Consider the following 23,487-nt stretch of genomic DNA (forward strand, 5'->3'; position numbering starts at 1 on the left):
TCCACTCGACTTCGACCACTCACGATTCCCTCACCCCTCGCACAGCCCGACCCCCTTTCGGCCGGACAACCCTCACAGTGGAGAGACGGCGGTGGGGGCCCGGTCATTACGCCGAAAGACTGGGAACTTTCGGCCAGTCTTTCGAGACCTGTGACTATGACGTTTGGTGCGCGTCGAGCTCAGCCGATTGGAGAGCCTCGGCGGCGAGAGCCGTCGCAGTGTCGAGATCGCGCATCCACAGCGGATGCACCGGCGCGCGCAGTCCGGCCGCCTCGAGCCCGCCTGCGAGAGAAGCATCCTCCTCGGCGATGAGCCACGCATCCAACAGTCCGCCGGCTGCGCGTGCCCCGTAGTGGTGTCCGACCGCGTCGGCGGTGGCGGCGAGACCGATGGCGGCGAGACAGGCGTCGGCCATACCGCGCACGGGCGCACCGGCGATGATCGGCGACACCCCGACCACGGCTCCGGGGGCGGCACGTACGGCGTCGGCGATGCCGGGGACCGAGAGGATCGGCCCGAGCGAGACCACGGGATTCGACGGGGCGAACAGGATGACGTCCGCTGCAGACAGCGCGTCGACCACTCCGGGTGCGGGCACGGACTGCGCGATCCCCGGCGCATCGAACCGCTGCGCCGGGAGGGTCGCACGATGCCGGGTCCACCACTCCTGGAAGTGCATCCGACCCCGGGCGGTGAACACGTGGGTGTCGACTTCGGTATCGGTCATGGGCAGCAGTCGGATGCCGAGCGGCCATCGGGAGGCGAGGCGATCGACGACCTCGGTCACGGAGGCGCCGTCCCGGAGCCAGCCCGTGCGGGCGATGTGGGCACCGAGGTCGAGGTCACCCAACGTGAACCACGGCCAGCCGGCTCCCCATGCCTGCAACTCGGTGGCGACGCGCTCGCTCTCTCCCGCCCTCCCCCATCCGCGTGCGGTGTCGTTGACACCGGCGAGCGCGTAGATCATCGAGTCGACATCGGGCTGCAGCCGCAGGCCGCTGATCCACAGGTCATCGCCGGTGTTGACGATCACGGTGATGTCTGCTCGGGTTCCTCCCGCGGCATCCGGCCATCGTCGCCGTGCGGCCTCCCGCACCCCGACCACGAACTTCGATCCGCCGACGCCACCGGCGAGGACGACGATGCGCGGGCCATCGGAGGTGTCGGCGACGCCGCCGGTCATGAGGCGAGCACCAGCGGTCGATCGACCAGCGCCGCGGTGCGCGGGCCCAGTCCGGCACGGCGGGCGGCCCGCAGGTGCTCCGCATGATCGAGGTCGCGTCGCAGACCACTCAAGACGGGAAACCCGACCTCGACGAAGCCGGCCGCGCGATGTGCGGAGGCCGAGTCCGCCCCGAAACACGGAGTGAGGTCGAAACCCGCCCGCGCCGTGGCGAGCACGGTGCCGGTGCCCTCGGCGTCCGGCACGAACGCCCGGGAGTGCGAAGAGGCGAACGCGAGCGCCCTGGCCAGCTCATCGGGGCGCAGGGCCGGCAGGTCCCCGAGCATCACGGCACGAGGACGCAGGTCGGGGGCCGCGCTCACGCCGAGCCCGATCGCCGCGGTCAGCCCTTCGCTGCGGTCGCGCACCAGTCGCACCCGCGGCAGCACACGCAGAGCGGTCCCCGTGACCTCGTCGCTCGTGACGACGATGACCTCGGCGACGCGCTCGCATGCGGTGGCCGCCTCGACCGTGTCGAGGGCGATCGCGCGGGCGAGGGGCTCGCGATCGACGCCGGGGATGCGCAACCGCGACTTGCCGATCTCCGCGCGCTTCACCGGGATCACCACGATCCACTCACGAGCGGGCACTCCCGGCAGCGGCACCCCGATTCCCGAACCGCGGATCATCTCCGTCGCCTCACCCGCGCAGTTCGGCAGCGGTCTCGCGCAACCGGGGGGCGATGTCGCGCTCGAAGAGCTGCAGGAACCGGCGCTGGTCGTGGCCCGGCGCATGGAAGACGAGGTGGTTGAAGCCCCAATCGATGTACTGCTGGATCTCGGCGGCCACGGCATCCGGGTCGTTCCCGACGATCCAGCGCTTGGCGATGGTCTCGAGCGGCAGCGCATCGGCGGCCTTCTCCATCTCGACGGGGTCGGTGATGTCGTGCTTCTGCTCCTTCGAGAGCGACAGCGGCGACCAGAAGCGGGTGTTCTCCAACGCCGCCTCCCGGGTCTCCTCGTACGACAGCTTGATCTCGATCATCCGGTCGTAGTCGTCGAACGAGCGCTCGGACTGCTCGAGCCCCTCTCTCACGGCCGGGAGCAGCTGGTCGACGTAGAGCTCCTGGCCCTTGCCCGAGGTGCAGATGAAGCCGTCACCCGCGCGACCGGCGTAGCGCGCGACCATCGGTCCGCCCGCGGCGATGTAGATCGGGATGCCACCCTCGGGGCGGTCGTAGATCGAGGCGTCGTGCGTGGAGTAGTACTCGCCGTCGAAGTTCACCCGGTCGCCCGACCACAGCGCCCGCATCAGGCGCACGGATTCGCGCAGCCGCGCATAGCGCTCCTTGAACTCGGGCCACTCCTGCTCCCCGGCGCCGCGGAATCCGGTCGCGATCTCGTTCAGCGCCTCGCCCGAGCCGACGCCGAGGATGATGCGGTCCTGGTACAAGCAGCCCAGGCTCGCGAACGCCTGCGCGAGCACGGCAGGGTTGTAACGGAAGGTCGGGGTCAGCACCGAGGTGCCGATGCGGATGCTCGACGTGCGCTCGCCCACCGCCGCCATCCAGGTGAGCGAGAACGGAGCATGGCCGCCGGTGTGGCGCCAGGGCTGGAAGTGGTCGCTCGCGAACACGGATTGCATGCCGTGCGCCTCGGCCGCGACCGAGATCTCGACCAGCTCCCGCGGGTCGAACTGCTCTGCGCTGGCCTTGTATCCGAGGGTCAGTGTCATGTCGCATCCTTCGTGTCGGGTTCCTGCTGTGCGTGTAGGTGCTGTTCCTGGGTGCCGAGGTCCGCGAGCGCAGCGGCGTAACCGTCGCGGTATCCCTGGTCGAGTGCTTCGGCGGTGCCCAGCCAGAAGAGGTCGCGCTCCGCGCCGCGCACGATGCTCGCGGCCCCGGGCAGGGCGAGGGGTCCGACGAGATCGGAGCGGCCGCGCACCACGGCGACCGGGTTGCCGCTCGCCTTGCCCTTGACCAGATCTGCGGCCGCGGCGAGCTCGTCCGCGACACACGGGGTCGTGACGTTCAGGACCTTTCCCGCCTGGTCGGTCGTGCCACGGAGGTCGGCGATCATGTGCACGCCCCCGCCGCCGATCGCGGCGTCGGTCTGACCTTCTCGCCAGGGGCGACCGAGGGTGTCGCTGAGGATCACCCCGACCTCGGCGCCCGTGGCCGCCCGCAGTCCGGCGGCGAGCGCACGCGCCGACCGATCCGGATCTTCGGGAAGCAGCAGCACCCAGCCGTCCGGGGTGTTGCTGGCGTCGACGCCGGCGGCCGCGGCGACCATGCCCAAGCGGTTCTCGACGATGCGCATGGTGTGCCCGTCGAAGGTGCGCGAGGCCACGAGGCGCACGGTCTCGGCGGTGATCGCCTCTTCACGGTCGGCGGCCTGTACGTAGCGGCCTTCGGCTTTGGAGACGATCTTCGAGGTGACGACGAGGATGTCGCCGTGGGCGAGTTCGACGCCGGTCGCGAGGATCAGGGCCGCGAGGTCATCACCGGGGTGCACTTCGCCGATGCCGGCGAGGGCGAAGACGGTGATCGCGGGGGCGCTCATGCGTGCACCTTCGGCAGCACGTCGCGGCCGAAGACCTCGACGAACTCCCGCTGGTCGGGCCCGACGTTGTGCAGGTAGATGCGCGTGAAGCCGAGGTCGACGTAGCGCTGGATCTGCGCGCGGTGCACCTCGGGGTCGGCGGAGATGAGCATCGAAGCCCGCATGTCGTCGGCCGTCACCCCGCGCACGAGCTGCTCGAAATCGTACGGCGAGCGCACGTCGCCCCGGCGCATCCGGAGTCCGGCGACCGGCCACTCGGTCAGTGCGTTCGCGAGGGCCTGCTCGTCGGTCGGCGCCCACGAGAGCCGCAGCTGGAGCACCTTCGGGAGGGCCTCGGGGTCGTGCCCCGCCTCCCGTGCCCCCTCGGCGAATCGGGCGAGCAGCGGGGCGAGGCGCTCGACTTCGGCCGAGGTCGTGATCAGGCCGTCGGCGTTCCGGCCGGCTCGACGTGCGGTGGCGGGGCCCGCGGTGGCGACGTAGACGGGCGGGGCGGTGGGCGGCATCGTCCAGAGCCGGGTCGACTCCATGCGGAAGTGCTCGCCACGGTGGCGGGTGTCGCGACCGGCGATCGAGGCGGTGAAGAGCTTGCGGATCAGGTCGACGGCCTCGAACATGCGGTCGATGCGCTCGGCGGGTTCGGGCCAGTATTCGCCGACGATGTGCTCGTTCAGCGCCTCTCCCGATCCGACGCCGAGCCAGGCCCGGTCGGGGTAGAGGGTCGCCAGCGTCGCTGCGGCCTGCGCGACCACGGCGGGATGCGTGCGGAAGCCGGGGGTCGTGACGCCGGGGCCGAGGTCGCCGGTGGTGTGCGCGCCGATCGCGCCGAGCATGGTCCACACATGGGCGGCGTTGCGGTGGCGGGGAAGCCAGGGCTGGAAGTGATCGGTGGCCATGATCCCGCGGAACCCGTGCGCCTCGGCGAGGACGCAGTTCTCGATCACGGCGGTGGGCTCGATCTGCTCGAGCATCGCGGCGTACCCGATGTGCATGCGGCCTCCTCACCCTTTCTTCTCCTGCTGTTCCTATTGAATGGATACTGGATCCAAAAGTCAAGGGAGAGGTTCGCGGGTAGCGTCGAATGCACGGGATCTCGCCGAGCGCACGGCGTGTTCACGCCAAGAAGCCGTGCACTCGACAGGAAGCCGTGCACTCGGCGGGAGCGAGAGGGTGGGAGCGAGAGGGCGAGGGCGGGCTATCCCTTGTGCGGCCGCTCGACGCGGGCGAGGCGGGTCGCGGAGAGCGCATATGCCCCGGCCACCGCAAGCGTCAGCAGCGCGCCCAGAACGACAGCGGCCGGGAACGGGGCGGTCCCCGCTCGGAAGAGACCGACGACGGCCTGAACCGCGAAGAGCACGGAGAGGACCGCGCTGGAGAGAGCCGTCGTCGTCATCCGCCACCACGGCCGCGGCGCCATGCTCTCTCCGGGACCACGGAACACCCGCGCGGTGAACACCACCAGCACGATGACCGCCAGCAGCGACCAGACATATCCGGCGAACAGATCCATCACGGCGAGGACGACCCCGAGCATCGGGAGGATGAGCAGGGCTCCGACGACGATCCCGGCCTTGGCCGATGGCGCACGCACACGCATCGCTCCCTCTCCTCTCCCCCACACGACAAAGAGCACGTTACCCGTCGAACGCACGTTATCCGTCGAGAGCACGGGATCTCGTCGAGTGCACGGCTTCTTCACGCCGGGAAGCCGTGCACTCGACAGGAAGCCGTGCACTCGGCGGATGGGGTCAGCGCTTGTGACGCTGCACGGCCAGGGTCACCGTCGCGGAATCGGCGGGAGCGGGAGCAGGAGGGGTCGCGGCGAGGTCGGGGAGACCCGCGGAGACCGCCTTGCGTGTGCGACCGATCGCTCGGCGAGAGAGCGCCCACTGCAGGCCGTAGCCGATCGCGAACACCATCAGCGTGAAGATCAGCGCCATCGCGGCACCCTGGTCCGGCGCATAGAGCTGCGCTGAGCGCGGGTTGATCATCGCGTAGATGTACATCGACAGCGGCCGCGACGACGGGGTCGCCAGGAACGCCGGGAGCGTGAACTCGTTGGTGCCGAGGATGAACATCTGGATCCACACCGCCATCACGGTCGGCATCAGCAGCGGCGCGATGATGCGTCGGAATCCCTCGAACCGACTCGCTCCGCTGGTGAGCGCCGCCTCCTCCAGCTCGGGTCGGATCTGCAGCGTCGCGCTGTACGACGAGCGGTAGGCGATCGACACCCGGTAGGAGTACGCGATCACGAGCGCGAGCAGCGTGCCCGCGATCGGGATGTACGGGTTGATCACCATGAAGGTGAGGAACATCGCGAAGCCGGCGATGGTCGCGGGGATCGCGACCGATGAGGAGGCGAACAGGTCCATGGCCTTCACCCACCCGGTCTTCTTGCTGCGGGCGATGCCGTAGGCGAGCACCGTGGCGAAGACCACCGCGATCGTGGCGCTGCCGCCCGCGATGATGACCGTGCGTCCGAGCGACACCCAGAACTCGGGGTCGGCGAGCACCGTGCCGAAGGCGCCGAAGTCGGTGCTGCCGAGCATCGCGTCGATCGAGAACGCCACCGGATAGGGCGTGATCGCCGCCCACAGCAGAGCGAGCAGAGGGAGGATGCCGGTGAGCAGGATGAACACGGCGACCAGCAGCATGACCGGGATCTTCCACGGCCCCATCCGCATGGTCGACGGCCGGAAGCCCTTGCCCGACACCGAGGCTCTGCGCTCGGCGTTGCGCGTGGCCCGCAGATAGATCGCGAACGCGACGGTCGTGATCACGAGGAACACCAGCCCCCACGCGGCGGCCAGACCGTACTGGGGCAGTTCGCCCGCGTTGGAGCTGATGAGCGTCCAGAGCTTGAGGGCGAAGATGTCGCGTCCCGACTCCTGGCCGAACAGCAGTGGCACCTCGAGACTGCCGAGGCCGAGGATGAAGGTCAGCACCGTCACCCCGAGGAGCCCCGGCCACAGCATCGGCAGCGTCACTCGACGAAGCGTCTGCGGCCAGGAGGCCCCCGAGACCCGCGCCGACTCCTCCAGCGAGCCGTCCATGTTCGTCAGGATCGGCACGATCATCAGGTACGGGAACGTGACGTTCGTGAGCGCCTGGATGAAGATCATCGTCGGGAACGCATAGGGATCGATCGGCACGTCGCTCGCGAACGGCAGCAGCCGCAGCAGCTGGTTGAGCACACCCGACTCGGGCGACAGCATCAGCAGGTAGGCCTGGGCCTTCACGATCGGCGGAATGATGTACGGCACGATCACCAGCACCGAGATCAGGCGACGCCACGGGGCATCCGTGCGCACCGTGACCCAGGCGAGGCCGAAAGCCATCAGGAGCGTGAGCAGCGTGGAGCCGCCGACGAAGGCGCCGGTCGCGCCGAGCACGCCCCAGAAGTCTTCGCGCAGCTGCCACAGGGTGACGAAGTTCTCGACACCCCACTGGGCCGACGAGACGCCGAAGGGCAGGAACGGACCACGGAATGCGGTGATCACCTGGACGATCAGCGGTACCGCGAGAAGGATGAAGATGACCGCGCCCGAGACGATCATCGCGATCGTCATCGTGGTGGGACGCTTTCGCCCCGTGGTCCGTCCTGCCTTGAACATCGTTATCCGTTCAGCGCCTTGTCGGCAGCGTTGATCATGGCCTGCCAGTCGTCACGAGTGGCCTGCGTCTCGGTCTCGGCGCCGTTCTCGAGGCCGAGCAGCAGCGCGTCGGAGTTCGTCTTCATGAGTCCGGTGGCCTCGGCGAAGGTCGCGGCGGGCAGACCGGCGAACGGCACCTGTGTGCTGGCGAAGCGCTCGTCCGTCATGCGGAGGCTGATCCAGTCGGGGTCGAATGCGTTCCACAGGGTCCACAGCGCGGCCCCCGGCTTGTTCTTGGCGTCGGAGTTGACGCCGGAGAACTGCGCCCAGACTCCCGCGTGCTCGAACGGTGAGACCTGCAGCGCCGGGTTCGGGTTGAACAGCGTCTGGTTGAGCGCGATCGGCACGTCACCACTCGACAGCGGAGCACCCTGGTCTTCCAGCAGCTTCAGGTTGCCCGATGACAGGAGCTCGTCGATCAGCGAGACCATCTTGTCCTCGCCCTCGGCCATGCCGTATCCGGCGAAGACCACCGCGTTGTAGCCGGCGACCGACACCTTGTCCTTGTATTCGGGGGCGAGCAGCCCGTCGAGCGTCTCGGGCACCGCGGTCACCTTGTCGGTGTTGTACTGGATGAGCGTGCCGTTGATGCTGTCGGGCATGAACTCGGGGGCGCCGATGGTCAGGAACTCCTTCGGAACGCCGAAGCTCTCCCAGTCGACCTTCTCCCAGAAGCCCTCGTCGTACATCGCGGCCATCGAGGTGATCGAGCCGGACACCACATCGGTGTTGCGCGAACCGGTCGCCTTCGCCGAGATGATTGCCGACGACAGGTTGTACGTCAGCCCCCTGGTCTCGACCTTGATGTCGGGGAAGCGCTTGTTGAACTGCTCGATCACGTCAGGCGACAGCTCGTACCAGTCCCAGATGACCAGCGTGCCGCCGTCGGCCTTCTTCGCCTCTTCGTAGAGGGCGTCGAGCTGCTTGTCGATCTCGGGCCAGTAGTCGTCGTAGAAGTTCTCGCAGCGGGTGATCGCTCCGACTTCCACGGCGTCGCAGGTGGCCGACGCGGCGTCGCCCTCGAGCGCGCTGTCACCGCCGCCGGCATCGGTCGACGTGTTGCATCCGGTCAAGGCGAGCGCGAAGACCGCCGTGATGGCGACAGCTCCCAGTGTTCTCTTCATGATCTGAATGTCCTCTCTGACATCAGGTGTGTGATTGCGGGTGTGGTGCGGGGTGGATCAGGCGCCCAGCACGCGGCAGGCGTGCGAGACCAGTTCGAGGAAGACCCTGCCGCCCTCGGGGGGTGTCGCGAGTGGCGCTCCGCGTCCGACGATCGTGGCGACGGGCTCGCCATCGGTGAGCACTTCGGCCTCGTACTCGACGATCTCGCCGAGGAACTCCACCCGCACGATGCGCACGGGAAGGACGTTCGGGCGATCGATGTCGGTCTCATGCCAGCGCACGGTCTCGGGCCGGAATGTCAGGGTGACCTCGTCGCCGATCGAGACCCCGTCGGGCACCGGCGTCTGCAGCCGGGTGCCGAGCGCCTCGACCACCGCGTCGCCGGCGCCGTCACGATCGATCACCACGGCGGGGATCATGTTCGCGCGACCGACGAAGTTCGCCACGAATCGGTCGGCCGGCTGGTCGTAGAGCTCGCGGGGTGACGCCTCCTGCACGATGCGTCCGCCGTTCATCACGGCCACCCGATCCGACATCGACAGCGCCTCGGACTGATCGTGCGTGACGTAGAGGGCACTGATGCCGAGGGTGCGCTGCAGGCTCCGCAGCTCGTTGCGCATGGTGTCGCGCAGCTTGGCGTCGAGGTTCGACAGCGGCTCGTCGAGCAGCAGCAGACGCGGTCGGTGGGCCAACGCACGAGCGAGGGCCAGGCGCTGCTGCTGACCGCCTGAGAGCGCGGTGGCCGGGCGCTGCGCGAGATGATCGAGCTGCACGAGCTCCAGCGCCTCCATCGCCCGCTTGCGCGCCTCCTGCTTCGGAAGCTTCGAACCCGCGACCTGCAGCGGGAAGATCGCGTTGGCGAACACCGTCATGTGCGGCCAGATCGCGTAGTTCTGGAACACCATGCCGATGTCGCGCTTGTCGGGCGACACGTGCGCGGTGCCGGTCGACAGCACGTTGCCGTCGAGCGAGATGACGCCGCCGTTGCTCCGTTCGAGGCCGGCGACACAGCGCAGGGTGGTGGTCTTGCCGCATCCCGACGGGCCGAGGAGCGAGTAGAACGTCCCGGGCTCGATCGTGAACGTGACGTCCTTGACCACGGGGACGGCGGCGCCGTCGAGCTCATAGTCCTTCTTCAGGGCGTCGACGACCAGTCGACCGCCTCCGGAGCTGACCGTCATCGGAGTCCTCTCGTCCTTCGTGCTCATGGTCGGATTCGTTCTGGATGTTGGATCCACTGCGATCGCCGCCATCATCGTCCCTCTCTCACGACAGAACCCGCCGTCTGCGGGGTGGCCGGGGCTCCCCAGGCTCGCGGCTTCTCGAAGAACACCACGACGACCGCGCACACCGCGAAGGCGATGGCCGAGAGCAGCAGCGACTGCGACATGGCCGCGGCCAGTCCGCTCCCGTCCTTCGCCGACAGCTCGCTCCCCGGGTGGATCGCCCCTGGCACGAAACCGGTGATGTGCGCGGCGAGCGTCACGTTCATCAGCACCGCCAGCAGCGCCGATCCGATCACGGACCCCATCTGCCTGGTGGTGGAGTAGACGCCGGATCCCGCTCCTGCTTGCGTGTGCGGGAGATTGCGGGTGGCCGTCGACGCGAGCGGACCGAACATCCCCGATACGCCGACACCCAGCAGCGCCGAGGGCAGAAGCAGGAGCCAGAACGGGGCGTCGATCGTCATCGTCGCCGCATACCAGGCCATGGCCACCGCCGAGATGACGAAGGCGGCGAAGGTGACCCAGCGCGGACCGATCCGGTCGCTCAGCTTGCCGACGAACGGCCCGAGCACACCCGAGACGACCGCCATCGGTGCGAGCATCAGCGCCGCAAGCGTCGGGTCGAGCCCGCGGGCGACCTGGAAGTAGAAGGCGAGGGGGACGGGCATGGCCGTGATGCCGACACCGACGAGGAAGATCGTGGCGTTCGCGACCGAGAAGTTGCGGTCACGGAAGAGGCTGAGGGGCATCAGGGGCTCTGCGCGATTGACGCGCTGCCACACGACGAAGAGCACCAGGAGCACGACGCCTGTGACGATGACGCCCCAAACGGTGACCGGACCGAACATCACCCCCCAGTCGTAGACCTCGCCCTCCTGGATGCCGAACACCAGCAGGAACAGACCGAGCCCGGACAGCGCGACCCCCACCACGTCGAAGCGGTGCGGGTGTCCTTCGAGATCGGGCACCAGGCGCCAGGCGACGACGAAGGCGACGATGCCGACGGGCACGTTCACGAAGAAGATCCACTCCCAGCCGACGGTGTCGGTGAGCACGCCGCCGAGGATCGGGCCGACGAGCGTCGCGAGCCCTCCGACAGCGCCCCACGCGCCCATCGCCTGACCCCGACCGCGCGGCGGGAACACCCGCGCGATGATCGCCATGGTCTGCGGCGTCATCAGCGCGGCACCGAAGCCCTGCACGGCGCGAGCCGCGATGAGCATCTCGATGCTGCCGGCCAGACCGCACGCGAGCGAGGCGAGGGTGAACAGCACGAGCCCCACGAGATAGACCCGCTTGGGACCGAAGCGATCCCCCAGGCGACCGGTCACCAGCAGGGGGACGGCGTAGGCGAGCAGGTAGGCACTGGTGACCCAGATGACCGTGGTCAGGTCGGCGTCGAACGCCGCGAGGATGACCGGGTTGGCGATCGCCACGATCGTCGTGTCGACGAGGATCATGAAGAAGCCGATGCACAGCGCCCACAGGGCCGGCCACGGCCTAACTGTCTGAGTCATGGATCACTTTCGGGAGGGATCGTCAGGGGGCGGGAGCCGGTGTCCGTCCACTCAGCCCCTTATGTGGAGGACGGACACCGGAGTTTCCGGGAAGTGTTCAGCCTTCGGTGGCGGGGAGACCGACCACGGGTTCACCCAGCAGCGGGGTCGACACCGCGTAGATGCCGTGGTTGGCGAAGAGCCAGATCACGTTGCGATCCCACTCCACGAAGATGCCGTGCACGGGGGCGGCGAGGTCATCGTCGTCCTTGAGTCCGATCGGGGGGACGAAGTACGCGCCGACCTCGGGGTTCTCCGGGTCGCGCACGTCGAAGATCTGCAACCCCGCGGCGTAGAACGCGTAGGGGATGACACCGCCGTGCGGCGTGCCCGTGTTGGTGAAGTAGCCCGAGCGCTTGGGTCCGAACGACCCGCGGCGCTGCGCCCAGTCGGTGAACGCGGCGTCTGCCGGCGGCGTCGGGCGGGGCAGCGTGCGCACGACCCGCGGGTTCGTCGGGTCGCTCACGTCGATCTGGTAGATCTCCTTGGCCGGCTCGTAGCAGTCGGTGTTCATCGGGTAGCCCGAGACGTAGACGTAGCCCGTCTCCTCCACCTGGGTGGTGTCGACGTTGTCGCCCTCGGTGCCGGCGACGCTGACCGGCAGGTGGCACCAGCCGACGTGGTGGATGTTCGCGGGATCGGACACGTCGAGCACGAAGAAGCCCTGACCGCCCTGGGCGGCGTAGCCGTACTTCCATCCGGACTCGACCGAGCGCGGCAGGAAGATGCCCATGCGCGAGCCGAACCACGAGGTCTTATTGTTCCAGCGCTCGTTGTCCGCGAGGTACTCGGAATCCGCCTCCTCCCCGGCACGGGAGCCGGGCACCCACCAGTTCGAGAGCAGTTCGGGCTTCGCCGGGTCCGACACGTCGTAGGCCGCGTGTCCGGCGGTCCACAGCGTGGTCTTGTACGGCTGGTTGGTGAAGGTGTTGTCGGGCGCGGTCGCCACGAACAGGTACTTGTCGCCGTAGTAGACCGGAAGGTCGAGCACGCCGTTGCCCTCCTGGATCTCGTCCGGCCCGTGGTTCGGATCGGTCGAGACCTCGGTGAGGAGGGTCCAGTCGCGGGGGCTCGGGCCGTTCATCTCCCACGTGCGGAAGCCGCGCAGGCCCTCCCACTCCTTCAGCTGGCCCTCGACGGTGTCGTCGATCCACTTGTTGGCGACGCGCCCCTTGAGGAAGTACCGCGGAGTCTCGCTCGCCTGGATCGCGATGTGCTTTCCGAGCTTCTGGTTCCACTGCACCGTGGTGGCGCCGAACTGCGGGCGGGGATCGTCCCAGCCCCACTGCTCCTCGTCGACGATCGTCAGGTCGCGAGGGTCGGTGATGTCGTAGAGCTTCCAGTGGTTGCCGCCGCCGTAGTGGAGCATGAGGCGACGGCCGTCCCAGTCGTAGATGCACTGCCACGAGTGACTGGTGTTCACCACGATCGGGTAGAACGCCTCGGCCTTGGCGTTGAGCGCATACGTCTCGGGGTCGCGGTAGTCGAGCTGGCCCGGCCAGTCGATGAAGACGTCGCGCGGGACGGACGGCGTGTGCGCCGGCGGCAGGAAGGTACCGTCGGGCTGCATGCCCCAGCTGGAGGGATCGGGATCGGCCGGTTCACCCTCGACGCGCTGGAAATCCTCCGGGCGGTACTTCTTCGCATCGGGCACGTAGGGAGAGCCGGCCATGTCGCCTCCATTGGCTGAATCGGGTGAGATCGTCACGACGTGGTGTCGTTCTCATCAGGTTCGTCCCGGTGAAGCGATGCTGTCCAATATCCATACGGGTCAGAGCTATGACCGTTCGGGCATATCAGCCGGCGAAGCGCGGCTCCGTCTCCGCGTAGTCCCGCTCGAGCTCCGCCAAGCGGGCGCCCTCTTCGCGCAGATGGGCCAGCAGCGCGGATGCCGCCGGCGACGGCGCCCGATCCTTCGGCACCGTCACGCCGACCGAGCGGCGGATGGAGCTCAACGGCGTGGGCAGGATCCGCAGCTCACGGTCGTCGACGGCGATGAACATCGGCAGCGCCGCGATCACGTCGGTCGAGATCAGCAGGGTGCGCAGTGTCAGCATGGAGGTGCACTCGACGCGATCGGGCGGCAACGGCAGCCCCTCGTGGAAGAAGACCGCTTCGAGCTCGGCCCGGAGCGCCGTCTGGGCCACGGGGAAGATCCAGGGATACGCGATCAGCTCGGCGAGGGAGTTCGCCTTGACACCGCCGAGCACCGGATGCCCGGCCCGCGCGACCAGACGGATCGGCTCCAGGTGCAGTCGCTCCTGCTCGAGCCGCACCGGCACCGTCGGCGAGAGCCGCCCGACGGTCAGGTCGAGGTCGCCCGCGAGCAGCAGCTGCTGCAGGGTGTCCGGGGTGCCCTCGCGCACCACCACGGTCAGCCGTGGATGCTCGGCCTTCAGCGCCGCGATGGCCCGCGGCAGCAGCAGGTTGGAACCTGCGAGGTGCGTGCCGACGGTCACCGTGCCGAGCTGCCCCGACTGCAGCAGCCGCACCTCCTCCCCCGCGGCGCGCAGCTCGGCGAGCACCGAGCGGGCGCGCTCGATGAACGAGTGCCCGTATTGCGTCGGCCGCACGCCGCGCGGCAACCGTTCGAACAGCGGCACACCCAGCACCTCTTCGACCTCGCGGAGGCCGCGGGTGACGACCGGCTGGGTGATGTGCAGCGACTCGGCGGCGCGCACCAGGGTGCCTTCGTCGGCGATGGCGGTGACGAGGACGAGGTGGCGGATCTTGACCCGCCCGTCGAGCAGTCGATCGGTGACCATGATCCGGACTATAGCCGTACGGGCATGGCAGTGCATCAAGAGAGTATTTGTCGGCATCCCTCGAACGTTCCTAGCCTGAGCCCATGCCTTCCGAGACGATGACGCCTCCCCTCCGTGCCTCCGAGCAGGAGCGAGCGCCCCGCGCGATCCAAAACATGATCGCCGGCGAGCGCGTGGAGGGCATCGCCACCTTCGCGAAGGTCAGCCCGGTCGACGGCTCGATCATCGCCGAGGTGCACGAAGCCGGCACCGAGCAGGTCGACCGCGCCGTGGCCGCCGCGCGCGCCGCGTTCGACGGACCCTGGGGACGGATGACGGTCGCGGAGCGCGCCCGTCTGCTGCGCGGTGTGGCCGACGCGATCGACCGCCGCGCCGATGAGCTCGTCGCGGCCGAGGTCGGCGACACCGGCAAGCCCGAGGCACTCGCCCGCGACCTCGACGTGGCCCGTGCCGCCGCGAACTTCCGCTCCTTCGCCGACACGGTCTCGACGGCAGGCCTCGACTCGTTCCTCACCGAGCTGCCCGACGGCCGGCGCGCCCTGAACTACGCCGTGCGCAAGCCGCTCGGGGTCGTCGCCGTGATCGTGCCGTGGAACCTGCCGCTGCTGCTGCTCACGTGGAAGCTCGCTCCCGCCCTCGCCACCGGCAACACCGTGGTGATCAAGCCCTCGGAGGAGACGCCGTCGTCGGCGACGCTGCTGGCCGAGATCCTCGCCGAGGCGGGGGTGCCCGCGGGGGTCGTGAACGTCGTGCACGGTTTCGGCGCCGATTCCGCGGGCGAGGCCCTCACCACGCATCCGGGCATCGACGGGGTCACGTTCACCGGCGAATCGTCCACCGGATCCGCGATCATGCGGGCGGTCGCGCCGCGGGTGCGCCCGGTCTCGTTCGAGCTCGGCGGCAAGAACGCCGCGCTCGTGTTCGCCGACGCCGACCTCGATGCCGCCGTCGCCGGGCTCGCCCGCTCCACGTACCTCAACACCGGCCAGGTGTGCCTGTGCACCGAGCGCATCTACGTGCAGCGCGCGGTCTTCGATGAGGTGGCCGCGGGCCTCGCCGAGCACGCCGCCCGTCTGCGTCTGGGCCGCCCGGAGGACCCGGCCACGACCACCGGTCCTCTCATCTCGCAGGCGCACCGTGAGAAGGTGCGCTCGTACTTCGACCTCGCCGTCGCGGAGGGGGCGACGGTGCTCGCGGGCGGCGGCATCCCCACGCTCGGCGACGGACTCGACGGCGGATCGTGGATCGAGCCGACGCTGTGGACCGGCCTCGACAACAGCAACCGCACCGTGCGCGAAGAGGTGTTCGGTCCCGTCGCCGCCCTCATCCCCTTCGACACCGAAGAGGAGGCGATCCGATTGGCGAACGACACCGACTACGGCCTCGCCGCGGTCACCTGGACCACCGACCTGACCCGCGGACACCGCGTGGCGCAGCAGATGCGCACGGGCATGTCGTGGGTGAACACCTGGTATCTGCGCGACCTGCGCAGCCCCTTCGGCGGCGTCGGGCTCTCGGGCATCGGCCGCGAGGGCGGGCACCACTCGCTCGAGTTCTACACCGAGCCGACGAACGTGTGCGTGCAGCTGTGACCGGCCTCCCCGAGTCCGACGGTGTGCGTGCGGCCGACGAGCGGCTGCGACGCGCGGCCGAATCGGGGCACCCGTGCGCCCCGGTGCGCGACCTGCTCGGCGAGACGGATCAGGATGCCGCGTACGCCGTGCAGTCTCTCGGCATCGCCCGCCGCCTCGACGAGGGTCGACGGGTCGTCGGCCGCAAGATCGGCCTCACCTCCCCCGCCGTGCAGACGCAGCTCGGCGTCGACAGCCCCGACTACGGGGTGCTGCTCGACGACATGATGTTCGCCGACCGCGAGCCGATCGACCTCGCCCGCTTCCTGCAGCCGCGGGCCGAAGCCGAGGTCGCCTTCGTGCTCGGCAGCGACCTCGACTCCCCCACCACCCATGTCGCCGACGTGATCCGTGCCACGGAGTTCGTGCTGCCCGCGATCGAGGTCGTCGACTCCCGCGTGGCCGGGTGGGACATCCGCATCACCGACACGATCGCCGACAACGCCTCCAGCGGGGCGGTCGTGCTCGGCACCACGCCTCGGCGCCTGGACGGGTTCGACCTGACCGCGCTCGGCATGACGCTCGACCGTGAGGGCCGCCCGGTCTCGACCGGGTCGGGTGCCGCATGCCTCGGCAGCCCCGTGATCGCGGTCGCCTGGCTGGCTCGCGAGGTCGCCCGCCGCGGGCAGCCGCTGCGCGCCGGCGAGGTGATCCTCTCCGGAGCCCTCGGCCCCATGGTCGACGCGACCGCCGGGGTGTACCGCGCCCGACTCGACGGTCTCGGCGAGGTGCGTGCCGACTTCTTCGGCGCCGCATCCGGAACAGCATCGCGCACGTCATCGGAAGGGGCAGCGGCATGACCGTCGGCATCGCCATCATCGGATCGGGCAACATCGGCACCGACCTGCTCATCAAGGTGAAGCGGCTCTCGACCACGCTGCATGTGGTCGCGATGGCCGGCATCGACGAGCACTCCGACGGCCTCGCCCGTGCGCGCCGGCTCGGAGTCGCCACCACCCACGAGGGCGTGGACGGCCTGATCGCGATGCCCGAGTTCGCCGACGTCGAGCTCGTGTTCGACGCGACATCGGCCGGCGCCCACGCCCGCAACGACGCCCTCGTGCGCAACGCCGGACGGGTCATGGTCGATCTGACCCCCGCGGCGATCGGGCCGTACGTCGTGCCGGTCGTGAACCTCGACGCGCACCTCGGTGCGACCAACGTCAACATGGTCACGTGCGGCGGCCAGGCCACGGTGCCGATGGTGGCCGCCGTGTCGCGCGTCGCCCCGGTGGCCTACGCCGAGATCGTCGCCTCGATCGCCTCGAAGTCGGCCGGTCCCGGCACCAGAGCGAACATCGACGAGTTCACCGAGACCACGGCCCGTGCGCTGGAGGTGATCGGCGGCGCCGATCACGGCAAGGCCATCATCGTGCTCAACCCCGCCGACCCGCCGCTCATCATGAGGGACACGGTGTTCTGCCTGGTCGAGGGCGACCCTGAAGCCTTGGATCGGGATGCCGTCAGCGCCTCGGTCGCCGACATGGTCGCCGCGGTGCAGGCCTACGTCGGGGGCTACCGGCTCAAGCAGCAGGTGCAGTTCGACGCCGTCGACGAGGCCTACGTGCCTGCACTCGACCGACCGTTCCGGGGCACGCGCGTGACCGTGCTGCTGGAAGTCGCCGGCGCCGGCCACTATCTTCCGGAGTACGCGGGCAATCTCGACATCATGACCTCGGCCGCCCTGCGCACGGCCGAACGACTCGTCGCCGAACGGACAGGGGTTCCCGCATGACCTCCTCATCTCCCCGCGTCTACGTGCAGGACGTCACGCTCCGCGACGGCATGCACGCCATCGGCCACGGCTACACGACCGACCAGGTGCGCGGCATCGCCCGTGCTCTCGAAGCGGCGGGCGTTGATGCCATCGAGGTCGCGCACGGCGACGGCCTCGGCGGTTCGAGCGTGGCATACGGACAGGGAGCGCACACCGACTGGCAGTGGATCGAGGCGGCGGCCGAGGTGCTCGACCGTGCGGTCCTGACCACCCTGATCCTTCCCGGCATCGGCACGATCGACGACCTCGCCCGGGCCCGCGACCTCGGCGTCGCGAGCGTGCGGGTCGCGACGCACTGCACCGAGGCCGACGTCGCCATCCAGCACATCACCTGGGCGCGCGAGCACGACATGGACGTCTCGGGCTTCCTGATGATGAGCCACCTCAACGACCCGCGCGGTCTCGCGGAGCAGGCACAGATCATGGAAGCGGCCGGCGCGCACTGCGTGTACGTCACCGACTCGGGCGGGCGCCTCACGATGCGCGACGTCGCCGACCGCGTCGACGCCTACCGCGAGGTGCTCGACCCCGGCACGCAGATCGGCATCCACGCACACGAGAACCTCTCGCTGAGCGTGGCCAACAGCGTCACGGCCGTCGAGCACGGTGTGTACCGGGTCGACGCCTCGCTCGCAGGGCAGGGTGCCGGAGCGGGCAACTGTCCGATCGAGGCGTTCATCGCGGTTGCCGACCTGCTCGGCTGGGAGCACGACTGCGATCTGTTCGCACTGCAGGATGCGGCGGAGGAACTGGTGCGTCCGCTGCAGCGCCGCCCCGTCCGCGTCGACCGCGAGACCCTTACTCTCGGCTACGCGGGTGTGTACTCGAGCTTCCTGCTGCACGCCGAGCGCGCGGCCGAGAAGCATGGCCTCGACGCCCGCGACATCCTCGTGGAGCTGGGGCGCCGTCGCATGGTGGGCGGCCAGGAGGACATGATCGTCGACGTCGCGCTCGACCTGGTCGCCGCCCGTTCGGGGGTGACCGCATGACCGCGGACGCGGTGTTCGCCGCCGCGCTCGACACCGCGCAGCGCACCGCGACCGCGATCAGCCAGCTCTCCACATCCGCAGAGGTCGATCTCGACACCGCCTACGCCACGCAGCATGCGTTGATCGCCCGTCGGCTCGCCCGCGGCGAGCGCCTCACCGGCCTCAAGCTCGGGTTCACGAGCCAGGCCAAGGCGCAGCAGATGGGCGTGCATGACGTCATCATCGGCAGTCTCACCGATGCGATGAGCCTCGACGACGGCGCGCTGTTCGACCCGCGGTCCGCCATCCACCCGCGCATCGAGCCGGAGGTCGCGTACCTTCTGTCGGCCGACATCGACGGCTCCGACACCGACCGCCCGTTGAGCGAGGTCGTCGCCGCGGTCGCCCCCGCGCTGGAGATCATCGACTCGCGGTACCGGGACTTCCGCTTCCGCCTCTCCGACGTCGTGGCCGACAACACGTCAGCCGCCGCGTACGTGATCGGCCCCTGGACCCCGTTCGACCGAGCCGGCGCTCTCGACAACCGGGCCGTACGGCTCGAGGTCGACGGCAGGGTCAGCGCGACGGGCTCGACGGCGGCTATCCTCGGCGACCCCGCCCGTGCCATCGCCGCAGCCGCACGCCTCGCCTCCCGTCACGGCTTCACGCTCCGCGCCGGCATGGTCCTCCTCGCCGGTGCCGCGACCGCCGCCGTCCCGCTGCCCGACCAGGGCACGGTCGAGGCGACGATCACCGGCCTCGGACGCGTCTCCATCCACACCCACGACGGATCCGACAGCCTCGAGAAGGGATCACGATGACAACATCACGCGGCATCCTCGTCGAGGGCAAGGCGACGCCCCGAGGTCGCTTCCCGCATGCCAAGGTCTCCGGCGACCTGGTCTTCGTCTCGGGCACGTCCAGCCGACGCCCCGACAACTCCATCGCCGGAGCGGAGGTCGACGAGTTCGGCGCGACCCGGCTCGATGTCGCGGTGCAGACCCGCGCGGTCATCGAGAACATCCGCGAGGTGCTGGCCGCCGCCGGCTGCACCCTCGACGACCTGGTGCAGGCGACGAGCTTCCTGGTCGACATGAACGACTTCGCTCCCTACAACGCGGTCTGGGCCGAGTACTTCGACGAGCAGGGACCCGCCCGCACGACGGTCGCCGTGCATGCCCTGCCGCATCCGCACCTGCGCATCGAGATCCAGGCGATCGCGCGCCGCCCCGACACAACGATCGAACACAACACCGCTGACCACACCACCGCTGCCACTCTCGAGGAGGAGAAATGAGCACCACCACACCCGTCATCCCACCCGTGATCGATTTCCCGGCCTGGATCAAGGAGAACGAGCATCTCCTGAAGCCGCCGGTCAACAACAAGGCCGCCTGGACGCCCATGGGCGACTTCATCGTGCAGGTCGTCGGCGGCCCGAACCAGCGCACCGACTTCCACTTCGACCCGTACGAGGAGTGGTTCTACCAGTACCGCGGCAACATGCACGTGAACATCCAGACCCCCGACGGCCTGCAGCGCATCGACATCCGCGAGGGCGAGATGTGGCTGCTCCCCGGTAACGTCTTCCACTCCCCGCAGCGCCCCGAAGAGGGCTCCATCGGCATCGTGATCGAGCGCATCCGCGAAGAGGGCACGCTCGAGAAGTTCGCCTGGTTCTGCCCGAACTGCAACGCCAAGGTGCACGAGGTCGAACTGCAGGTGCGCGACATCGTCGAGGACCTGCCGCCGGTGTTCCGCGACTTCTACGAGAGCGAAGAGGGGCGCACCTGCCCCGAGTGCGGCGCCGTCCACCCCGGCAAGGGCTGAAGCCCCTTGGGCACGATCGACGTCCACACGCACTTCGTGCCGAGTTCCTGGCCCGACCTGTCGACACAGGTCGGGCCGGGTCTCTGGCCGACCCTGCGGGTGGACTCCGAGCGCGAGGCGATGATCATGCTCGGCGAGACCGAGTTCCGGCGCGTCGGCGACGACTGCTGGGACGCGTCCGTGCGCCTGGCCGACATGGATGCCGACGGCGTCGAGATGCAGGTCGTCTCCCCCACGCCGCTGTTCTTCTCCTACGACAAGTCGGGTGACGAGGCCGTCAAGGTCGCGCGCATCTTCAACGACCTCGCTCTGGAGATCTGCGCTCCGGCCCCCGGCCGGCTGATCCCGTTCGCACAGGTCCCCCTGCAGGATCCGGATGCCGCGTGCGCGGAGGCCGACCGCGCGATCGCCTCGGGCCACGCCGGTGTCGAGATCGGCAACCACGTGGGCGACCGCGACCTCGACGACGAGGGCACGGTGACCTTCCTGCAGCACTGCGCCGACAGCGGCATCCCGGTCTTCGTGCATCCGTGGGACATGCCGGGCTCCCCTCGTCTCGACCGCTGGATGGCCCGGTGGCTCACCGGCATGCCCGCAGAGACGCACCTGTCGATCATCGCGATGATCCTGGGGGGGGTCTTCGATCGCGTCCCGCCCACCCTCCGCCTGGCGTTCGCGCACGGCGGTGGTTCGTTCGCCTTCTGGCTGGGCCGGTTCGAGAACGCCTGGCGGCAACGCCCCGACCTCATCGGCGTCAGCGAGCGGCCGCCCTCGGCCTACCTGGACCGTTTCAGCGTCGACAGCGTCGTGTTCGACCCCGTGGCCCTGCGCGTGCTGGTCGAGACCCTCGGCGCCTCCCAGGTGATGGTGGGCAGCGACTACCCCTACCCCCTGGGCGAGCGACCCGTCGGCGGCGTCATCGACCGGGCCGACTTCCTCGACGAGGCGCAGAAGAGCGCCATCCGCCGCGACAACGCCCTGCGATTCCTCGGGCGCTGACCCGCATGACCTCGAACGGACCCGCCGCATGAGCACCACCTCCACCCGCCCCGCCATCGACCGCGCGACCTGCACGGCCCTCGACGATGCCGATCCGCTCGCCTCGATGCGCGAGCGCTTCGTGCTGCCCGACGGTGTGATCTACCTCGACGGCAACTCGCTCGGAGCGCTGCCCCGCCACACCGCGGCGCACCTGCAGCGCGTGATCACCGAGGAGTGGGGCACCGGCCTCATCCGCAGCTGGAACGATGCTGGGTGGTTCGCCAAGCCGCGCACGATCGGCGATCGCATCGCGCCGCTCGTCGGAGCGGATGCCGGAGAGGTTGTGCTCGGCGACTCCACGTCGGCGAGCCTGTTCCAAGCCGTGGTCGCTGCGGTCAGACTCCGACCGGGACGACGCGTGATCGTCGCAGAGCGGGGCAACTTCCCCACCGACCTCTACATGCTCGAAGCGGTGCAGGAGCTACTCGGCAGCGGAACGCCCCTGGAGCGCCGGCTGATCTCCGACGACGGCCCCACGCTCGACGACGTGCTCGACGATCACGTCGCCGTCGTCGTGCTCACCCAGGTCGACTACCGCACGGGACGCATGCACGACATCGCCGAGGTCACGCGCAAGGTCCACGCCGCCGGCGCCCTCGTGGTCTGGGATCTGTGCCACAGCGTCGGTGCCGTGCCGATCGACCTGAACGCCGCCGACGCCGACTTCGCCGTCGGCTGCACCTACAAGTACCTCAACGGCGGCCCCGGTTCGCCCTCGTTCATCTGGGCGGCCGCTCGGCATCACGATGCTGCCCACCCCGCCCTCACCGGCTGGCACGGCCACGCGCGGCCGTTCGACTTCACCGTGGACTACACCCCGGCCCCGGGCATCGAGCGGTTCCGCGTCGGCACCCCGCAGCTGCTCTCGGTGGCCGGACTCGAGGCGAGCCTCGACATCTGGGACGACGTCGACCTGGAGCTCCTCCGCGAGAAGAGTCTGCGGCTGACCGAGCTCTTCATGTCACTCGTCGACACCCGCCTCACACCGCGCTGGGGCATCGAGCCGGTCACGCCTCGCGAGTCCGCCCGCCGTGGCAGCCAGGTCTCCCTCCGACACGAAGACGGCTATGCGGTGATGCAGGCGCTGATCGAGCGCGGAGTGATCGGCGACTTCCGCGCGCCCGACCTCATCCGCTTCGGGTTCACACCGCTCTACACCTCCTACACCGACGTGTGGGATGCGATCGACGCGCTGGAAGACGTGCTGCACAGCGAGATCTGGCGTGAACCTCGCTTCGCACGTCGCGGCACCGTCACCTGAGACACCGTCACCTGAGAGCACGGTCACCTGAGAGCACGGTCACCTGAGAGCACGGTCACCCAGTCGCACACCTGCATGACTGCTGCCCGGATGGATGAACGGACTGGTGTGCCGAGTCATGCATCCGTGTAGGAGTCATGCATTCGCCCCAGGCGTCAGGCTCCGTCGCCGGCAGCCTCGGTCGCCGCCGCGTCGAGCAGTGCGATGACCCCGTCGCGCACGTGGTTCAGGTGCGACTCGAGCACGCGCAGAGCCTCGTCCACATCTCCAGCTGCCACGACGTCGATCAGCTCACCGTGGGAGTGGTCATGTGCGCCGGGAGAGACCAGACGCCAGCCGAGCACGTAGCGTCCGAGCTTGAGCCGCAGCTGCTCGATCATCTCCCACATCACCGGCCGGGCCTCGGCGTCGTAGAGCGTCGCGTAGAACTCGGTGCGGGCCTCGACGAACTCGCCGCCCTCCGAGATGTCGTCCGCCGTCTTCGCGAGCTCCCGCAGCCGGCTGACCCGCTCCGGGGTGATCTCCTCCATCGCCAGGCGCAGCGCGTCCTTCTCGAGCAGCGTGCGCAGGTGGTAGACCTCGGTCGCCTCCTGCACCGAGAGTGCCCGCACCATCGCGCCGCGGCGGGCATGGAAGACCACGAGGCCGTCGGCCTCCAACTGGATCAGGGCGGAGCGGATCGGCAGTCGCGAGATGCCGATGGACTCCGCCAGGGTCTCCTGCCGCAGCTTCATCCCCGGAGGCAGGGTGCCGTCGAGGATCGCATCGCGGATGATGTCGTAGGCCATCGCTCCGACGGACCGGTATCCGGCTCCATGTCGCTGCGCGAGCTTCTGCAGAGCCTCGGCCCGTTCCTTGGGCGACGCGGCGTTCCCTGATTGCACCATGGGAGCGAGAGTATCGGATCATCCCGGCCAACTCTGCATTCTGG

At 69.2% G+C, this 23,487-nt stretch carries 22 protein-coding genes; 9 read left to right on the top strand and 13 right to left on the bottom strand.

Features of this window, described 5'->3' with window-relative positions:
• Positions 1 to 154: 154 nt before the first annotated feature.
• From cofD to MicroSTF_RS11820, 12 genes are all read right to left on the bottom strand, one after another.
• Entirely contained in the window at positions 155 to 1,183 is a 1,029-nt protein-coding gene (cofD, locus tag MicroSTF_RS11765; RefSeq protein ID WP_322955790.1) for a 2-phospho-L-lactate transferase, read from the bottom strand.
• Positions 1,180 to 1,851 (bottom strand): 2-phospho-L-lactate guanylyltransferase, encoded by a 672-nt coding sequence (gene cofC / locus MicroSTF_RS11770; protein WP_322955792.1) that lies wholly within the window; start codon positions 1,849 to 1,851, stop codon positions 1,180 to 1,182. The genes cofD and cofC overlap by 4 nt, the downstream gene beginning before the upstream one ends.
• 10 nt (positions 1,852 to 1,861) lie before the next feature.
• Positions 1,862 to 2,896: a glucose-6-phosphate dehydrogenase (coenzyme-F420) gene (fgd, locus tag MicroSTF_RS11775; protein ID WP_322955794.1), complete on the bottom strand. Its 1,035-nt coding sequence runs from the start codon at positions 2,894 to 2,896 to the stop codon at positions 1,862 to 1,864.
• Complete coding sequence (cofE, locus tag MicroSTF_RS11780; RefSeq protein WP_322955795.1) at positions 2,893 to 3,723, bottom strand: coenzyme F420-0:L-glutamate ligase; 831 nt, start codon at positions 3,721 to 3,723, stop codon at positions 2,893 to 2,895. The genes fgd and cofE overlap by 4 nt, the downstream gene beginning before the upstream one ends.
• The gene (locus MicroSTF_RS11785) at positions 3,720 to 4,712 is read right to left on the bottom strand and encodes a TIGR03557 family F420-dependent LLM class oxidoreductase (protein WP_322955797.1); all 993 of its coding nucleotides are present in this window, start codon (positions 4,710 to 4,712) and stop codon (positions 3,720 to 3,722) included. The genes cofE and MicroSTF_RS11785 overlap by 4 nt, the downstream gene beginning before the upstream one ends.
• Positions 4,713 to 4,915: 203 nt before the next feature.
• Positions 4,916 to 5,317 (bottom strand): hypothetical protein, encoded by a 402-nt coding sequence (locus tag MicroSTF_RS11790; protein WP_322955799.1) that lies wholly within the window; start codon positions 5,315 to 5,317, stop codon positions 4,916 to 4,918.
• A 151-nt stretch (positions 5,318 to 5,468) separates the two neighbouring features.
• Positions 5,469 to 7,292, bottom strand: coding sequence for an iron ABC transporter permease (locus MicroSTF_RS11795; protein WP_322955801.1), 1,824 nt, complete (start codon positions 7,290 to 7,292; stop codon positions 5,469 to 5,471).
• Between the two features lie 47 nt (positions 7,293 to 7,339).
• Positions 7,340 to 8,500 carry an ABC transporter substrate-binding protein gene (locus MicroSTF_RS11800; RefSeq protein ID WP_322955803.1) on the bottom strand — a complete coding sequence of 387 codons (1,161 nt, stop codon included), beginning with the start codon at positions 8,498 to 8,500 and terminating at the stop codon, positions 7,340 to 7,342.
• A gap of 57 nt (positions 8,501 to 8,557) precedes the next feature.
• Positions 8,558 to 9,709 carry an ABC transporter ATP-binding protein gene (locus MicroSTF_RS11805; protein ID WP_051671247.1) on the bottom strand — a complete coding sequence of 384 codons (1,152 nt, stop codon included), beginning with the start codon at positions 9,707 to 9,709 and terminating at the stop codon, positions 8,558 to 8,560.
• Positions 9,710 to 9,753: 44 nt separating this feature from the next.
• Positions 9,754 to 11,244, bottom strand: coding sequence for a DHA2 family efflux MFS transporter permease subunit (locus MicroSTF_RS11810; RefSeq protein ID WP_029260762.1), 1,491 nt, complete (start codon positions 11,242 to 11,244; stop codon positions 9,754 to 9,756).
• A 97-nt stretch (positions 11,245 to 11,341) separates the two neighbouring features.
• Positions 11,342 to 12,955: an LVIVD repeat-containing protein gene (locus tag MicroSTF_RS11815; protein WP_051671248.1), complete on the bottom strand. Its 1,614-nt coding sequence runs from the start codon at positions 12,953 to 12,955 to the stop codon at positions 11,342 to 11,344.
• 124 nt (positions 12,956 to 13,079) lie between these two features.
• The gene (locus tag MicroSTF_RS11820) at positions 13,080 to 14,048 is read right to left on the bottom strand and encodes a LysR substrate-binding domain-containing protein (RefSeq protein WP_029260764.1); all 969 of its coding nucleotides are present in this window, start codon (positions 14,046 to 14,048) and stop codon (positions 13,080 to 13,082) included.
• A gap of 83 nt (positions 14,049 to 14,131) precedes the next feature.
• Here MicroSTF_RS11820 and MicroSTF_RS11825 point away from each other — a divergent pair, with 83 nt between their 5' ends.
• The 9 genes from MicroSTF_RS11825 to kynU are packed head-to-tail and all read left to right on the top strand — an operon-like array spanning position 14,132 to position 22,556.
• Positions 14,132 to 15,640 (top strand): 2-hydroxymuconic semialdehyde dehydrogenase, encoded by a 1,509-nt coding sequence (locus MicroSTF_RS11825; RefSeq protein ID WP_322955807.1) that lies wholly within the window; start codon positions 14,132 to 14,134, stop codon positions 15,638 to 15,640.
• Positions 15,637 to 16,479 carry a 2-keto-4-pentenoate hydratase gene (locus tag MicroSTF_RS11830; protein WP_297557318.1) on the top strand — a complete coding sequence of 281 codons (843 nt, stop codon included), beginning with the start codon at positions 15,637 to 15,639 and terminating at the stop codon, positions 16,477 to 16,479. Before MicroSTF_RS11825 ends, MicroSTF_RS11830 begins: the two co-directional genes overlap by 4 nt.
• Positions 16,476 to 17,414: an acetaldehyde dehydrogenase (acetylating) gene (locus MicroSTF_RS11835; RefSeq protein WP_029260767.1), complete on the top strand. Its 939-nt coding sequence runs from the start codon at positions 16,476 to 16,478 to the stop codon at positions 17,412 to 17,414. The genes MicroSTF_RS11830 and MicroSTF_RS11835 overlap by 4 nt, the downstream gene beginning before the upstream one ends.
• A complete protein-coding gene (dmpG, locus tag MicroSTF_RS11840; RefSeq protein ID WP_297557314.1) occupies positions 17,411 to 18,445 on the top strand; it encodes a 4-hydroxy-2-oxovalerate aldolase in 1,035 nt (344 codons plus the stop codon). Before MicroSTF_RS11835 ends, dmpG begins: the two co-directional genes overlap by 4 nt.
• Entirely contained in the window at positions 18,442 to 19,245 is an 804-nt protein-coding gene (locus MicroSTF_RS11845) for a 2-keto-4-pentenoate hydratase (protein WP_322955817.1), read from the top strand. The genes dmpG and MicroSTF_RS11845 overlap by 4 nt, the downstream gene beginning before the upstream one ends.
• On the top strand, positions 19,242 to 19,721 hold the full coding sequence (locus tag MicroSTF_RS11850) for a RidA family protein (protein ID WP_322955819.1): 480 nt from the start codon (positions 19,242 to 19,244) through the stop codon (positions 19,719 to 19,721). Before MicroSTF_RS11845 ends, MicroSTF_RS11850 begins: the two co-directional genes overlap by 4 nt.
• Entirely contained in the window at positions 19,718 to 20,254 is a 537-nt protein-coding gene (locus tag MicroSTF_RS11855; protein WP_029268062.1) for a 3-hydroxyanthranilate 3,4-dioxygenase, read from the top strand. The genes MicroSTF_RS11850 and MicroSTF_RS11855 overlap by 4 nt, the downstream gene beginning before the upstream one ends.
• A gap of 6 nt (positions 20,255 to 20,260) precedes the next feature.
• A complete protein-coding gene (locus tag MicroSTF_RS11860; protein ID WP_322955823.1) occupies positions 20,261 to 21,253 on the top strand; it encodes an amidohydrolase family protein in 993 nt (330 codons plus the stop codon).
• 28 nt (positions 21,254 to 21,281) lie between these two features.
• Complete coding sequence (kynU, locus tag MicroSTF_RS11865) at positions 21,282 to 22,556, top strand: kynureninase (RefSeq protein ID WP_322955826.1); 1,275 nt, start codon at positions 21,282 to 21,284, stop codon at positions 22,554 to 22,556.
• Positions 22,557 to 22,711: 155 nt separating this feature from the next.
• On the opposite strand, the gene MicroSTF_RS11870 is transcribed toward kynU, so the two are convergent.
• Positions 22,712 to 23,443: a GntR family transcriptional regulator gene (locus tag MicroSTF_RS11870; protein ID WP_021201456.1), complete on the bottom strand. Its 732-nt coding sequence runs from the start codon at positions 23,441 to 23,443 to the stop codon at positions 22,712 to 22,714.
• Positions 23,444 to 23,487 lie beyond the last annotated feature (44 nt).

Origin of the sequence: Microbacterium sp. STF-2, assembly GCF_034650155.1 — a bacterium.
Classification (GTDB): Bacteria; Actinomycetota; Actinomycetes; order Actinomycetales; family Microbacteriaceae; genus Microbacterium; species Microbacterium maritypicum_A.

Bases quoted from the DNA above. Each gene is read 5' to 3' on its own strand.
- MicroSTF_RS11805 (WP_051671247.1), bottom strand. From the start codon at position 9,709: ATGAGCACGAAGGACGAGAGGACTCCGATGACGGTCAGCTCCGGAGGC.
- MicroSTF_RS11855 (WP_029268062.1), top strand. From the start codon at position 19,718: ATGAGCACCACCACACCCGTCATCCCACCCGTGATCGATTTCCCGGCC.
- MicroSTF_RS11800 (WP_322955803.1), bottom strand. From the start codon at position 8,500: ATGAAGAGAACACTGGGAGCTGTCGCCATCACGGCGGTCTTCGCGCTC.
- MicroSTF_RS11870 (WP_021201456.1), bottom strand. From the start codon at position 23,443: ATGGTGCAATCAGGGAACGCCGCGTCGCCCAAGGAACGGGCCGAGGCT.
- MicroSTF_RS11810 (WP_029260762.1), bottom strand. From the start codon at position 11,244: ATGACTCAGACAGTTAGGCCGTGGCCGGCCCTGTGGGCGCTGTGCATC.
- cofD (WP_322955790.1), bottom strand. From the start codon at position 1,183: ATGACCGGCGGCGTCGCCGACACCTCCGATGGCCCGCGCATCGTCGTC.
- kynU (WP_322955826.1), top strand. From the start codon at position 21,282: ATGAGCACCACCTCCACCCGCCCCGCCATCGACCGCGCGACCTGCACG.
- MicroSTF_RS11835 (WP_029260767.1), top strand. From the start codon at position 16,476: ATGACCGTCGGCATCGCCATCATCGGATCGGGCAACATCGGCACCGAC.
- cofC (WP_322955792.1), bottom strand. From the start codon at position 1,851: ATGATCCGCGGTTCGGGAATCGGGGTGCCGCTGCCGGGAGTGCCCGCT.
- MicroSTF_RS11785 (WP_322955797.1), bottom strand. From the start codon at position 4,712: ATGCACATCGGGTACGCCGCGATGCTCGAGCAGATCGAGCCCACCGCC.
- MicroSTF_RS11850 (WP_322955819.1), top strand. From the start codon at position 19,242: ATGACAACATCACGCGGCATCCTCGTCGAGGGCAAGGCGACGCCCCGA.
- MicroSTF_RS11790 (WP_322955799.1), bottom strand. From the start codon at position 5,317: ATGCGTGTGCGTGCGCCATCGGCCAAGGCCGGGATCGTCGTCGGAGCC.
- dmpG (WP_297557314.1), top strand. From the start codon at position 17,411: ATGACCTCCTCATCTCCCCGCGTCTACGTGCAGGACGTCACGCTCCGC.
- MicroSTF_RS11845 (WP_322955817.1), top strand. From the start codon at position 18,442: ATGACCGCGGACGCGGTGTTCGCCGCCGCGCTCGACACCGCGCAGCGC.
- fgd (WP_322955794.1), bottom strand. From the start codon at position 2,896: ATGACACTGACCCTCGGATACAAGGCCAGCGCAGAGCAGTTCGACCCG.
- MicroSTF_RS11820 (WP_029260764.1), bottom strand. From the start codon at position 14,048: ATGGTCACCGATCGACTGCTCGACGGGCGGGTCAAGATCCGCCACCTC.
- cofE (WP_322955795.1), bottom strand. From the start codon at position 3,723: ATGAGCGCCCCCGCGATCACCGTCTTCGCCCTCGCCGGCATCGGCGAA.
- MicroSTF_RS11815 (WP_051671248.1), bottom strand. From the start codon at position 12,955: ATGGCCGGCTCTCCCTACGTGCCCGATGCGAAGAAGTACCGCCCGGAG.
- MicroSTF_RS11825 (WP_322955807.1), top strand. From the start codon at position 14,132: ATGCCTTCCGAGACGATGACGCCTCCCCTCCGTGCCTCCGAGCAGGAG.
- MicroSTF_RS11795 (WP_322955801.1), bottom strand. From the start codon at position 7,292: ATGACGATCGCGATGATCGTCTCGGGCGCGGTCATCTTCATCCTTCTC.